The organism is Methylobacterium thuringiense, assembly GCF_022179645.1.
GTDB classification, from domain to species: domain Bacteria; phylum Pseudomonadota; class Alphaproteobacteria; order Rhizobiales; family Beijerinckiaceae; genus Methylobacterium; species Methylobacterium thuringiense.
This window is the reverse complement of the sequence record NZ_BPRA01000021.1, coordinates 12,631-25,942: the sequence shown is the minus strand read 5'-3', so window position 1 is coordinate 25,942 and position 13,312 is coordinate 12,631. Positions and strand designations below refer to the sequence as shown.

Genomic DNA, 13,312 nt, shown 5'->3' with positions numbered 1-13,312 from the left:
GCCGGTACAGGCGGTTCTGCTTCGCGTGAGCAACCAGCCAATTCGAGCAATCCAGCCCCTGCTCAGCCTAAGCCCTAAGCGACCTAATTCACGGCCCCTACGCCTGAACCTGAGCGTAGGCGGGTCAGTGACACCAGGACGCAAGGCCACACCAGCGCCCCTTGGGAGGTGCAAGTGACCCGGTCGTAGCAGGGTCGATGCCCCGCGCGATCGAAGCTTTGTTTTGCGCTCGATGATCGGCGCCGATGAGGGCGGCACCAAGCCCGGCACAGACAAGGGTGGCCGCTGCCCAGCCAGCTACCTTGCCAGTGCGTCGTACATACTGAGGCATGTCCGACAGGGTGATGGGTAGGGGTTAGCGCTTTGCTAATGATGCGTGCGCGATCAGTCGCGCCGCTTTGAAGCGGCCCCCTCCGCGCCCAGGCGCTTCATGCACTCGTGGTAGAGTTGTGCGCCCAGATCAAACGGGGACAGCCCTTTGGGGTTGGGAGCGCCCAGTAGGCGATTTCTCGCATCCTCGCGGCAGGTAGCGTCCTCCGGACCCTGGATCGGAGGTTGGCTTTGAGCGAGTGCGGCCCCTGTCAAAGTGGCTGCGATAGTGATGGCGAGAACGATCCGACGCACGGGTAAAGTCTTCACTTGCCGCCTGAAGCCTCGTAGGCGGTGATCGCACGACGGCAGTTCTCAGACAGCTCGGCGCGATGCGTCTTGAAGCAGGCGTCCATCTCCTTGCTGTCCGGATCGTTGCCGCTGCAGAATGTGACGGCGTCGCCGGAGCAATACTTTTTCAGATCCGCGTTGCCTCGCTTGCTGTCCTGCGCGATGGAAGCCGAGGCGACGACAAGCGGCACTGCGAGAAGCAGCGCAAAGGTAGCGAGGCGGGGCATTGTTGGCTTCCTGAGCCCATCATGGGCCCGCAGGAATGACTGAGGGGCGAGGATCGTTCCTCGGGCCCTGGTGACAGCGTTGCGATCTCCTCGACGACCGACTTGAACATTGCCGGCGAGCGCTGGGCGACCTGTTTCGCAAGCCGCACCCTTTAAGTTGAAGTGGCGCTGGCACTCATAAAAAGTCCGGCTTACCGTAACGGCAGCCGGGCTAAGTTAGGTCACATGGCCTTCGGAGGCCAATACGTTGGACGGGCAGGAAGAGGGTTTAGTCCACCCGCCCCCTCATCGGTCGCGTAGGACGTTCGAGCTAGGCTGCCGACAGGCGCTTCGAATTGGTGGCCACATGCTCGCGGTACCGGGCGATGACAGCCTCAGGTGAGCCGCCCCACATCAGCATGCTGGTGGCCTCGATGCTCGCGTGGATCTTCTCGACCACCATCGACTGCATCTCGGCCACGCTTTCACGGCCGCCCCAGGCAAGCCGCACAAGACGAAGCTCGACCACTTTTTGGGACTCCAACGCGAGCATCATCGACGAGAAGAAGGGATTGTACATGGCACTCTCTTCGCTACGAAAATTCAGCTTCACGATCCGGGTTTCTCATCCTCATCCAGCCGGTCACGGGCGGCACGGGCCATGGAAATGAGATCGTGTGCGGTGAACCCGCGAGGGGCTACGCTGACCGTCTCTGACGGGGATGCAATCTGGCGCTTCCTGTCCTGAACGGGGATGGTGATGTCCGCTTTTCGACGTCGCTTCCGAGGCGAACCATTCATGGATTCTCCCTGCCCGTTGATGGGCGGTCGAGATACCAATTCGCACCTGCTTCGTGCTCGACCGAGACGCTGGGCGGCCATGCGATCGACCCTGTCAGCGCGGAAAAAGCTCTTGACGCCATCCTCAGGTGGCCGCCCGGCCCCGTGAGCCCGTCAGCGCCCTGCCAGACCGGTCGGTCACGTCATGATCCACGGCTCGCGCTCTTCCGGCTCCGCCTCGTCGGCGCTCGCCTTGGCCGAGCGATCGGCCACCTCGACCGACGCCCCGTCTGCGGTGAGGACGACGCGCAGGATCTCAAACCCCTCCTGCTTGAGGGCTCGGATCGCTCGACGGATTTCGGACTCGGTCACCTTGGCGGAGCGGCGCAGCATCGGTCTACGCTTTGCCGTAGATCAGATCATGCGAAATGCGGCCGTCCACGATCCGCAGGAGGTGGTTCGCCAGCATAATGATCTCGGCCGCCTCGCTCGGGTCATCGAGAGCGACGTGTCTATGTGACTGCGGGTTTTTGTAGGATCCGATCGCGCCAGCAAAGAGGGCAGATCGTGCCTCGCGCTCCCCTTTTTCGGCCCCGCCGTCCGTGAGAGGGCCGCCTTGCGGATTGAATGCCTTCCGCATCAGGTCCGTGCCGTAATCCGCGTTTGTCAGGCCAGCGGCCTCACGCACCGCCACCTCAACCGCCTTCATCGCCTCGAACACAGCCGTGTCGTACTTTCCGCGATGGAACAGACCCCACACGTCCTCGCGAATGACGGGATGAAGGATCGCCTGCGGCAGAAATCTTGATCTCGAAAGGTCGCGATGATCACGCGCCTGGGCAATTCGGCGAGCCCGCCGGCTAAGTACGCGCTGCATCGTATTACCGACGAACTGCCGGTCAGGCAGCAGCAATCCCTGCCCTTCGAGCCAAGCCCACGCCTCGCGGCAGGCTTCTTTCAACTCGCCGGTTCGATGGGGAGCGAAGTTGCCTGGGTTGTTGATGTGGGCGGCTTCAAACGTCCCGATGTCGATCTGTTGCCGCTGTTGATGCCAATCCTTGATTGAGATCAGGATGTAGACACCGAGTTCGTCCGGCTCCAGCGCTAGAGCGGTATCGGCATCATGAAGAAGATCGGAAATATGCACACCTAGCTCTACAGTTATGTTGGTGCTGAGACTTATCCAGCTACGCCGCCGTCATTCTCGGTCGTGAGCTGATCCGGCCGCAGGCCCTCGTCGAGCTTGGCGTCGTTCCGCCTCCGAAGTCGGACGCCGGCCCCTCCTCCGTTCTCGGGGATGAAATCGACGCCGGCCGCCCTGAACGCCCTCTCCAGCACGTGGAGAGTCGCCGTCTTCGTGGACATCAGCGGTCCGTCCATCTTCTCCAGCCGCTTGATGGTCTCGATCGAAACTCCAGCGTGGTCCGCGATCGTGGCCTGATCCCATCGGAGCAGGGCTCGCGCGGCTCGTAGCTGCTCGGCTGACAACATAAATGCACCTCAGGGGTAATGCGATACTCCTGAGGTGTTGACACCTTGCAGGGCTCCCGTTACATCTCAGGTGTAACACGGAACGCCGCAAGGGCAAATCAGATGACCGCCCCGAACTTTCTCCCCTCGAATGCCCTGGTCGCCGCCTTCCCGCAGACCCCTCGCCGGCAGATCTGCATCCGCCGGCAGGAAGGCCGCGAGCGCTGGGCCGCTCGCAAGGCCGAGATCGAGGCGTCTCGCCCGGTCAGCTTTCAGCCCCGCATCGAATTCATCCCGCCGACCCGCGCTGGTCTCATCCTCGGTGAGAAGCCGGTCCACCGCCTCACGGGGCGATCGGGTGAGCGCCACACCTTCGTGCGAGTGTCGAGCGTCGATCGCGCCGCCCTGGTCGCCGGTCCGGTCGTCCTCGTCGCCATCCGCCGCATGCCCGGCCGGGTCGATACGCTCGGCGCCGAGGCGTTCGAGCCCGAGAACGCCGCCCGCCTCAACGCTTGGATCAGCCGCGCCACCGCTGCTCGCGATGTCGAACTGCTCGCTTGCAGCACTATCGGCAGCCGCATCGAGCGCGCCACGGTAGCCGCCGACCTCACGGACAAGCCGGTTCGCGCCACCGCCTTCGTCTCCGCCGGCCGCTTCGACCTTCGGGCCATCATGGCCGCCGCCATTGCCACGGCGAAGACCATCCGCAAGGCGACCGGCTTGGCTTGGGGCGTGTGCCTCTCCGCTGCTCTCCGCGATGCCTGGCAGGCCGCCAAGGCCGCCCGTCTCGCTGCCGCGCACTGACGCCGCCATGAGCCGCGCCCGCGCTTCACCGGACTGACCAGCCCCCCTCCCTTTCGAAATCCCGTCTTGCCCTCACGAGCCCTCTGGAGCCCGAACGATGTCGCTCGCCCTGATCCCGAATTTCTCTGTCCCGCTTGTGCCGATCCACGAAGACGGCGACCGCGTCCCCTTCCACGCCGATCCGATCCTCGCAGCGATCGAAGCGCACGAGGAAGCCTGTGCGGTGTTCCAGGCAGCTGCGAAGGGCGGCCCGACGCTCCGCGCCTTCGAGAGCATGGAGATCGCGCTGGAGATCCTGCTCGGCACGCCGTGCGCTACGCGGTTCGGCGGGTTCGCCCTGATCCGGCACCTGCGCTGGTGGATCGAGGCCGAGGCGCACCACGCCAGCGACTGCGAGCCCGGCTATTCGATCGCCCAGGCCCGCGAGGCCGACCTAACGCGGTTCCTCGGCTCCGATGGCGTCTCGCGCATTGGCACCGCCATGCCGTCCGGCCGCCTGCCGGTCTCGGTGTCTGCGCCTCGCCCGACGCGCATCGTGATCGAGGCCGGCCCGACCCCCTCGCCTGCCCTGGTCCGCCTCGGCCGCGCCGTCGCGTCTGCAGGCGACCTGCTGGCCTGCCTCGTCCTGATCGCTGGCGGCTGCGTGCTGACCGGCCTCGCCTCCCTGATCTGAACCGTCGCTTTAGAGGTAAAGCAATCTGTATATCGAGCTATCAATCTATCAAGCATTGGAGATCACAAGATGCGCAATCCTCTGAAGCGTCTGGCCCGCCCGGATCAGCCCAAGCGCCTCCTGCGCGAGCGACTGGCTGGGGCCAAGACCAAGCTCGTCGCGGTTCGTGAGAAGTACGGCCGGACCCTGCGCGTGCATCGCGCGCTGAACGCGCCGCTGCCGATCCCCGCACCGGCTGTCGATCGCGCCGCCTTGGTGAATTACGCGACGTTCCTCTGGCACGAGCATCGTGCCGTCTGCGGTGAACTCTATCCGCACCTGGGGCACCGGGCAGGCCAGTTCGTGCGCTCGATGAACGAGGCGTGGGGCTTCTTCCACGACGGCAACAACAGCACGAGCCCTCGAAAGGGGATGCCGCCGGCTTCGACGCGTGCCGTACAGGTCTTGGATCTCGCGGGGGTCGATTGGCGGAAGGACTTGGCCAGGATCACCCTGCCGACCGAGGACTCGACGTATATCGATAGCGGGGAGCGCCCGTCGCTGCCGTTCGGGTGGCCGGCGGCCGATGCCGTCCTGACCGAAGCCCTCGATGATCTGCGTAGGCTCGATGCCGGGCAGGAGGCCATGCACTCCGGCAATCCCCATCGGAACGGCGACACGGTGCCGGGATACGACGCACTGGAAGACGCGCGCGACAACGCCCTCGACCTCATGGCGAAGACCCGCGCCGAAAGCCTGACCGGCCTTCAGGCGAAGGCGGCGGCCATCCTGACCAAGTCCGTGTCCGACGAGGGCGTGCACGTTGAAGGTATCGCCGCCTCGCTGGCTCGCGACCTGATCGGCGCACATCAATCCGCGCTCGACCAGAACCGGCCCGATCCGATCTTCGCCGTGATCGATGAGGCGAAGCGCCTATTCATCGACTGGACCGAGACCGGCAAGCTGCCGCTGCACACTGGCTCGATCGACCCCCGCCCCGAGAACGTGGCGGCACAGGAAGCCTTCCACGACTACGTCGATGACGTCCTGCTGGAAACGGTGCCGACGACGGCGGCAGGCTCGAAGGCGCTGGCGCGGTACGCGGTCGAGTTCATCCGGGCCGAGAAGTTCACCTTCGACGAGACCAGCGAGAAGGGCGACGAGAACGTTCGCCTCCTCGACCTGATCGCGCGCTCGCCGCTGCGCGCCTGACCTCGCCTCGCGGCGGGTCTCGCCTGCCGCCCTTCCCTGCATCCTGTGATCCTTGGAGGCCGCCTGTGCCCTCTCTCCGCTTGCCCAATCCGTTCCGCCGGGGTGCTGATCGCCCCTCCTTGAAACAGCGTGCCGCATCGCTGAAGGCCACGGCCGGGCGTGTGATCCGCTCGCCGAAGTCGGGTTCGCCGAAAGACCTCATCGCCAGAGCGAAGCAGCACCCCGGCATGATGGCCTATCCGGCGGAGCGCCCGACCTCGCTTGTCGCGGTTCGCTTCGGCTTGCGTCTGGAGGCGCAACGCCTGCTGGCCACGGCCCTCGACGAGTTCGCCCGTCTCTACGAGGCGCAGAGCGAAGGTGCCGGCGAGGCAACCTGTCGGACGATCGAGGGGCGGCTGAAGCGCGAACTGCGGATCGATGCCCTGCGGGTCGCCGCAGAGGATGCCGACCCCGACGCGACGGCTGGGCTGATGCTCGACCTTCACGCCATGGCCGGCGGCGTGATCCACGACGATGGCAGGGTGTCGTTCTGCGACGCGGATGGCAGGGTCCTGCGCAAGCCGGTGACGGACTGGATCGGCTTCACGGCCTCGCGCCTCTACGCGTCGGCTCGCAAAGAGATGGCGCGACAGGTCAACGACCCGGCGCTCGACGACGCGGGCCGGAGCGTGCTCTCCCTCAAACTGCGGCGCGATCTCCGCCTCGATGCCCTGCACGTCCTCGCCTTTCGCTCGGCCGAGGCGTTCGACCTGACCCAGGCCAAGGCCGGTGCGGCCGAGGGTGCCGTGATCCCCGAGCCTCGCATGTACCGCGCCGGGCCGGCGTCGATGGATCTGCAACGAGCGATCGAGGCGCACCGCGAGGCCGTGCAGATGGCGGCGTTCGATCCCGTCGCCGATGCCTATCGCGGCGAGGCCCGTCGCACCCGTGTCCGCGCCCTTGCCGACGCGGTGCGCGAGATCCCGGCCCGGTCGCATGCCGATCTCCGGCTCAAGGTGCTGTACCTCTGGCCCGGCAACGTCGAGGGCGAGACGGTCGGCGAGGACCTGTCCGAAACCCTCCTCTCGTTCCACGACGACGTGATGCGGCTGGGGTCGGAGCCAGCCGTCGAGGCCGAGGACCCAGCGTTGACGGCCATTGCTGCGAGCCGCGCCGCCGAGGCCGAGATGGCGGAGTGGCAGACGCAGGCCAGCGCACGGCCCAGCCGTCTCACCGAACCGATTTTTGCGGAAGAGCACCAGCTTTGCATCGTGCAGAGCCGGACCCGCGACGCTGCGCTCTCGACGGTCCCGACGACCCAGGCCGGGCGTCTCGCCCTCGTCGAATACGTCCGGTTCGTCATGGACCTCTACGGCATGGGCGAGCAGGGCGAGGGCGCGGACAACCTTCATGTGTGAAAGCAGACGCACGCGACCTTGATGGCTGCGCTGGTGCAGGAGGTCTGACGGTGGCCAACGTGATCCCCTTCCGACGACGGACCCGCCCTGCCGCCGGGCGGCTGGCGCCCTTGGATCAGGTCGCGGTGCGAGCCGAGATCGAGGAGGCGGCCCAAGCCGCGCTCGACACGGTTGATCACCTCCTCGCGATCCTCGACGGCATGGAGCCCCGGCCTGACGACGAGGACGGTGGCGATGCCGAGCCGGACCTCGGCGCACCCGAGGGGCACGAGAGCCAAGTCGTCTGGCTGCGCGGCACGACACGCGATCTCGAACTCGACCAGTACCCGGAGTTCAGCCTGTAAAATCCCGCCTGACGATGCGAACCGCCCTCGCCTTCGGTCTGCCGCCGGAGGCCAGGAACATCGGGCGGGCTCGGCGGTGGTCGCGTACTCTTCTCGACCGGGCCGAGGCCATGGCCGTGAGGATGCCGGGCACGGCTGCTCTACGCATCATGGCGAAGCCCTGCTTATGACACCTGCCGATTTGCCAATCGACCCGAATTTGGTGATGGGTAGCGCGCTGTTGCACCTGCGATTGGGAAAGTCATGAGCGAAAACTCAGGCGAAGTGAAGACGCCGGACACGCAGATGATCCTGCATCAAGCTCGGGCCGCCTTCCTGCGCAATCTACCAAAAGGCGCGGAAACCTTTTTGAGCGCGGGATGTGCCGGTCGTTGGTTCTTCGATTGGATAGAGTGGACGTACGGCAAAACAAAAACTCATATTGGGGTTGAGTTTTATTGCCCTAAACCTGATGATCTTCAGGATAACGTCACATGGATAGCAAACACTTGTTCAGACATGTCGGATGTTGATTCAAAGAGTTGCGATATTGTATTTTCAGGACAGAACTATGAGCACCTTTGGCCGAATGAACTAATAGGCTTTATGCTTGAGGCGGCTCGGATCACCCGTGAGGGCGGCTTACTGGTGATAGATAGCCCCAACCGCGAGATCACGGAGGCGCTCAACTGGACACATCCAGAACATACGGTTGAGGGCACCCCCGATGAGGTGGTGGAGGCCATGCATTACGCGGGCTTCGACGTGACCGCCAAGAAAGGCATTTGGTTGTGCCGAGATGGCGAGGCCGGGCGTACTCTCACTTTTGGGGCCTCCGAGCAGTTTGGGTGGAGCGTAACCGAACGACTTGTTGCGGCCGTCGAGCGGCCACAGGATTCCTTTATCTGGTGGGTCGAGGCTCGGCGCAGCGGACGTGATCCCGATAGACAAAAGCTGGCCGACCTGCTGAACGGGGTCTTCCAGAAGGCATGGCCGCAGCGTCTTCGGCGAACACAAAGCGAGATCGGATCGAAGTGCGATAAGGATGGAAACCCCTGGTTCCAAGCGCCTGCCGGAACGACTGGTGCTTTGATGTATGGTCCGTATGCCCCGCTGCGACCTGGCCGTTACGTCTGCACGTTCGAGGTGGACGTCGCCAACACTAAGAATGGCCAAAGCGCCCTAGTGTGTGAGGCATTATCATTCAGTCGCACAACGAAACTGGCTCAACAGGAGGTTTCCACAAATGGCCGAAGATTGGTAAAGCTAGATTTTACTATAGACGATCTACTTTTTGGCGTAGAGTTTCGATGCATTACCAATGGGTCGGCTGATGTTTCTTGTCGAGCTTATGTTGATTTAGTTGAGTATATAGCATGATTTATAATTTCTAATTTTGACCGTAAATAAAACCTAATAGATCGATCAATTGAAATTCAATGATGGGATCGCTCCAAGGCAATGAGAGCACTTACAATGAATGAGATTGCCATATGACATTTTCAAATATTTCGAATAATATTTTATTGGAAGTTGACAAATTTCGCGTTGAGTTCTTTTTCAATTCGATCGAGAAACATGAAAGAATTGCTTTTGTTTTCTCTAATCATGGAAACACCAGCCTGGACGGAATGCCGGACGGTGGATCAACGCTCTACGGAGCCGGATACGATGTAATATGCTTCAAAACTACAGCAAATGATTGGTATCAGACGTTACCATTTGAGATATTCGACAAAATATCTCAATTAATCTACGAGCGATCATACCAAAGGGTGGTTGGTTACGGATTTTCGATGGGAGGTTTTGCGGCAGCAGTATTCTCTAAGCTGCTCAGTTGCGACACCGTTCTTCTTTTATCGCCACAATATTCAGTCCGCGACAGCTTTGATACACGCTGGCACTACGCAGTTCCGCATGTTAATTGGCGCTATGAGTTGACGGACGAAAGTATCAGTAAGACCACAAAGTTTTTAATTTTTTATGACAATAAAGATATCGACAAATTTCAAATCGAGAAGTTTATAAAACTTATACCATCTGATAATCTTACCTTAAAATCGGTACCCTATTGTGATCATACATCGATTGCGTACCTAAAAGAAATAGGAATACTTCGAGATGTTTTGCTAAAATCATTGGACACCGGACGCTTTCCGGAATTGTCTTATCAATCAGGGCGGAGAAATTCGAGAACATATCTGCATACACTGTCATTGCATCTGTATATTAAGAATAAACTTAAGTGGGCTTTGGGCGTCAATGACATCGTTCTTAGGATAGAGCCAGGCAACATCGCAAACTATCAAACACGCTGCATGATACTCGAAAAGGCCCTAGCGCAGTCTCAAACATCTCACCACGCTGAGAAGCGAAACCTAGCAGAACCTGAAAATAAAGATCTCAAACCTCACACTGACAAGCACATGCCGAGCCTCTTCTTGAAATTACGCGCCGGCGCGTTTGTGACTGACGCTTATCGTCGAGCCAAGGCGATCATGACGTTCAGGGGCTGACACGCAAAAAGCGCCTCAGCACCCTATTGAATGAACGCCGGGGCGCTGCCGCATCGTGACGGCTGAGATCGGTCTTACGGCGGCGGCCGGCTCTGAGCCTCGACGCGAGGGAACATCACTGCTCTCCCACACGATGCCGAGGCACAACCTCGCCCCGAACGAGATCTTACTCGCATTCTCGGAACAAAATCCTCGGATGAGCAACAGCATGTCGTCGCTCTGCCGCAGGGTTTGATCGACCTATGCGGGTCTGGGCATAGGATGCTACGCGGTGAACCGGCTAAAGACCGCAGCAAGACGGATCCGACCAAATTGGTCCCCTGGCTTTGCCTGAATCACCAGTGGATCTAGAAAGGCAGGTCACTGGGCCGGGGCATGGGCCTGAGTTCGTTTTGTTTTTCCGCCCGGTGTCATCGACGCCGACAAAGGCCTGGGCTGCGATCCACTGATTTGCAACCAACTTTGGCGCACCTGAGGATCTAAGAATGAACGTCCACGCGTATGGAGCGAGCAACGTGAACCGCTTCGGGCTCGAAACGAAACGCGACATTATCGTAAGAGCTATTGGCGCCGAATTGAATTCTGGTGCGGCCGCACTGGGCTATCAAGATTGTCTGTTCACCAACGGTCGCGAAGGCGTTGTCGCACAATGCTCGATTTCAGAGCTGCGCGAGCGATATTACGTGATCGACGTCGTGGGTAGCGCGTTTTCAGCGTCGGGCCTTGAAGATTGCGTCATCACAATCGCCCGTGCATCCGACGGCGCCATTTTGAAGCAACAGAGCTTGCTAAGCTGCCTTCGCACCGGAAACCGCGCCTGTTTTTCGGCGATATTCGACAACACCAATCCCAATGACGGGATCAAAGTGTCAATTACGGCTTCGGCCGCGGCGCAATTCCGCATTGACGCAATAGAGTTATCAAACGCAGACTATCTTTTCAATTTCGCAATCGTAAATAAAAGCTACATTAAAGACCTGCCTTGGACGATTGTGCTCTACCGGTCTTGGGCCCGTTTCTCGCAAGTCGATTGCCCATTCTATATCGTCGTACCGAATCAGGATCTGCCAGCTTTCGTTGAGGCCTTCCGCTCAGAACTGGACGCCGGCCGGATAGCCCGGATGCCCAACCTCGTCACCGAGGAATGGGTTTTCGATATCGGCGCAATCACTATCCCCGAGCATTTCAGCGGATGGCAAACCCAACAAATCGTCAAGCTTGGCTTCTCAAAAACGCGGATCGCTCGTCAGTACCTCACGGTCGACAGCACCATGCTCTTCACGAAGCCATTCGATTTCCGTCGCCTACTCAAGAGCGGTATCATCTATACGGCCGCGAATCGCACGAACCGTCACGACTTTTTCGAGTATTTCCGCCGCGTCGACGAGAAAGGTTGGCTGAACGGCAACCTAGTCAACATCTCGGAATCATTCAACGCGATCTGCGAGTTCATGGGCAACACAACAAACGATACCAATGCCTACGTCTCGTGTACCGGCATGTTTAACTCCGAACTCGCAATCGAATTAGAGAGCTACGCGCGCGGCAGGGGCGCCAATGGCTTCGTCGGACTGATCCTGATCGCGCCCTACGAGTTCGCTTGGTTCGGCGAGTTCGTCTTCTCACAGCGGCGCGAGCAGTTTATTCCGCACGACCCGCACCTAATGACGCTCGGTCACTCCGAGGAGCATGCTCGCACCCTGTCTGAGGGGACGATGCGGAGCGAAGATTACCACATGGGGATCATGCTGCAGCCCCCGGCATCAGACCTCTGCGATCCGGAAAGAATTTTTTCCATGGTTGCTGAAGGCCAAATTAGGTAGCTTCTACCTGGTGACGAATGATCGCCCCTCGCCGTCAAAGGTGGGTCGCGGGTCTCCACCTTGCGACAGAGGGTACGCGTTCCGTGCGTACCCTTGCGGCGTCCTCGCCCCAGCTTTTGGCGAACCATCACCTTCATGGTGATGGTCGCACGTCGCGAATGGCTCAACCGGCGCATGACGCAACTGACGGCCCGCCTCGCACGGCGGCCGAGCGACCGGGATCAAGCTCGCCTACTGGCCGGCGCTCGCGCGTGGCTCCGCTACACCGAGCGCATCGCGGCCCTCGCGGGGATCCCCGAGCCGGAGGAGACGGCAGAACTGCGGACGATCTTCGCTGAACCGCATGATCCGCCCCTTCGTAGAGACAGGTCGCCAACTTGATAGCTTGATCGCTTGCGGTCGAGCGATCTCGCAAGCATGACCGCGATCAATCCTGCGTTCGTGGGATCTCGTTGACAGGATGGTAAGCGATCTCGTTCAAGAGCAATCGAGCGGTCTAGCTTCTGAGGGATCGAGCGTGCAGATCATCACGATAGCGGCCCGGAAAGGCGGCGTCGGCAAAACGACGCTGTCGATGCACCTGAGCGTTCTGGCATCCGCGCCAGGGGCGCCCGCCCTCCTCCTCGACACTGATCCGCAGCGCTCGCTCGCATGGTGGCACCGCCTACGAGAAGCCGACGTGCCAAACCTGATCGAGGCGGACGCGCGCGAACTCCCCGACCTCGTCGCGGCTGCGAAGCGCGAGGGCATCAAGCGCATCATCATCGACACCCCGCCGCATGCCGAGGACTCGATCCTGGGCGCCATGCGCGTCGCCGATCTCGTAGTGGTGCCGACCCGGCCAGGTCCGCTCGACCTCGCGGCCGTGGCAACCACACTCGAATTGGCGGAACGCGTCGGGAAGGTGCCCTTGGCCGTCATCAACCACGCGCCACCGCGCACGGGCTCCGCTGAGCCTGCGATTGTCGCGGAAGCCCGCGCGGCGCTGATCTCCATGGGGGCGACCGTCGCGGAGACCGTCGTTGCGAACCGCGTGAGCATGTCCCACGCAATCCTGACCGGCTCGACCGTGAACGAGCACGAGCCCGGCGGGAAGGCGGCTGCCGAGGTTGAATCCCTCTGGAATGAAATCAAAGCTCTGTTGGACCGACCGGCGAGGAAGGCACGATGACCGCGCAGAACAAACGCCCGACGTTGGACAGCCTGACCAGCCGCTTCGCCAAGAAGGAGGGGGCGCCAGCCGCAGCCCCTGCGTCTGCGCCTGTGGCCGAGACGAAGACCGCCGAGGCGTCGAACCCTGCCCAGGTTGGCAAGAAGGACGACCGGGTTCAGATCCTAACCCGTGTCGATGCGCCGACTCGGAAGAAGCTGCGGATGATCGCGCTCGAACAGGACCGCACCGTGCAGGACATCTGCGAGGAGGCAATCCGCGACTTCGTCGTTCGGCATTCTCGATAGCGTTACATCAC

At 61.2% G+C, this 13,312-nt stretch carries 15 protein-coding genes; 10 read left to right on the top strand and 5 right to left on the bottom strand.

What is annotated here, in order from left to right; genetic code table 11:
* Positions 1-635: 635 nt before the first annotated feature.
* The 5 genes from MFF07_RS19365 to MFF07_RS19345 form a co-directional block, all read right to left on the bottom strand.
* Positions 636-887 (bottom strand): 3',5'-cyclic-nucleotide phosphodiesterase, encoded by a 252-nt coding sequence (locus MFF07_RS19365; protein WP_238232677.1) that lies wholly within the window; start codon positions 885-887, stop codon positions 636-638.
* Between the two features lie 310 nt (positions 888-1,197).
* Complete coding sequence (locus MFF07_RS19360) at positions 1,198-1,446, bottom strand: hypothetical protein (RefSeq protein WP_238232694.1); 249 nt, start codon at positions 1,444-1,446, stop codon at positions 1,198-1,200.
* A 398-nt stretch (positions 1,447-1,844) separates the two neighbouring features.
* Positions 1,845-2,039, bottom strand: coding sequence for a hypothetical protein (locus MFF07_RS19355; RefSeq protein WP_238232676.1), 195 nt, complete (start codon positions 2,037-2,039; stop codon positions 1,845-1,847).
* Positions 2,040-2,043: 4 nt separating this feature from the next.
* A complete protein-coding gene (locus MFF07_RS19350) occupies positions 2,044-2,793 on the bottom strand; it encodes a TIGR02391 family protein (protein ID WP_238232675.1) in 750 nt (249 codons plus the stop codon).
* 32 nt (positions 2,794-2,825) lie between these two features.
* A complete protein-coding gene (locus MFF07_RS19345; protein ID WP_238232674.1) occupies positions 2,826-3,137 on the bottom strand; it encodes a helix-turn-helix domain-containing protein in 312 nt (103 codons plus the stop codon).
* A gap of 102 nt (positions 3,138-3,239) precedes the next feature.
* Here MFF07_RS19345 and MFF07_RS19340 point away from each other — a divergent pair, with 102 nt between their 5' ends.
* The 10 genes from MFF07_RS19340 (at position 3,240) to MFF07_RS19295 (ending at position 13,301) form a co-directional block, all read left to right on the top strand.
* The gene (locus MFF07_RS19340; RefSeq protein ID WP_238232673.1) at positions 3,240-3,920 is read left to right on the top strand and encodes a hypothetical protein; all 681 of its coding nucleotides are present in this window, start codon (positions 3,240-3,242) and stop codon (positions 3,918-3,920) included.
* Positions 3,921-4,017: 97 nt separating this feature from the next.
* Positions 4,018-4,593, top strand: a complete 576-nt coding sequence (locus MFF07_RS19335; protein WP_238232672.1) for a hypothetical protein — start codon at positions 4,018-4,020, stop codon at positions 4,591-4,593.
* Between the two features lie 69 nt (positions 4,594-4,662).
* Entirely contained in the window at positions 4,663-5,784 is a 1,122-nt protein-coding gene (locus MFF07_RS19330) for a hypothetical protein (RefSeq protein WP_238232671.1), read from the top strand.
* 119 nt (positions 5,785-5,903) lie between these two features.
* Entirely contained in the window at positions 5,904-7,181 is a 1,278-nt protein-coding gene (locus MFF07_RS19325) for a hypothetical protein (RefSeq protein WP_238232670.1), read from the top strand.
* 50 nt (positions 7,182-7,231) lie between these two features.
* Positions 7,232-7,525, top strand: a complete 294-nt coding sequence (locus tag MFF07_RS19320; protein ID WP_238232669.1) for a hypothetical protein — start codon at positions 7,232-7,234, stop codon at positions 7,523-7,525.
* A 243-nt stretch (positions 7,526-7,768) separates the two neighbouring features.
* Entirely contained in the window at positions 7,769-8,884 is a 1,116-nt protein-coding gene (locus MFF07_RS19315; RefSeq protein ID WP_238232668.1) for a class I SAM-dependent methyltransferase, read from the top strand.
* A gap of 113 nt (positions 8,885-8,997) precedes the next feature.
* Positions 8,998-10,020 (top strand): hypothetical protein, encoded by a 1,023-nt coding sequence (locus MFF07_RS19310; RefSeq protein ID WP_238232667.1) that lies wholly within the window; start codon positions 8,998-9,000, stop codon positions 10,018-10,020.
* A 485-nt stretch (positions 10,021-10,505) separates the two neighbouring features.
* Positions 10,506-11,843 carry a DUF6492 family protein gene (locus tag MFF07_RS19305; protein ID WP_238232666.1) on the top strand — a complete coding sequence of 446 codons (1,338 nt, stop codon included), beginning with the start codon at positions 10,506-10,508 and terminating at the stop codon, positions 11,841-11,843.
* 517 nt (positions 11,844-12,360) lie between these two features.
* Positions 12,361-13,014: an AAA family ATPase gene (locus MFF07_RS19300; RefSeq protein ID WP_238232665.1), complete on the top strand. Its 654-nt coding sequence runs from the start codon at positions 12,361-12,363 to the stop codon at positions 13,012-13,014.
* A complete protein-coding gene (locus MFF07_RS19295; RefSeq protein WP_238232664.1) occupies positions 13,011-13,301 on the top strand; it encodes a hypothetical protein in 291 nt (96 codons plus the stop codon). Before MFF07_RS19300 ends, MFF07_RS19295 begins: the two co-directional genes overlap by 4 nt.
* The last annotated feature ends 11 nt before the right edge of the window (positions 13,302-13,312 follow it).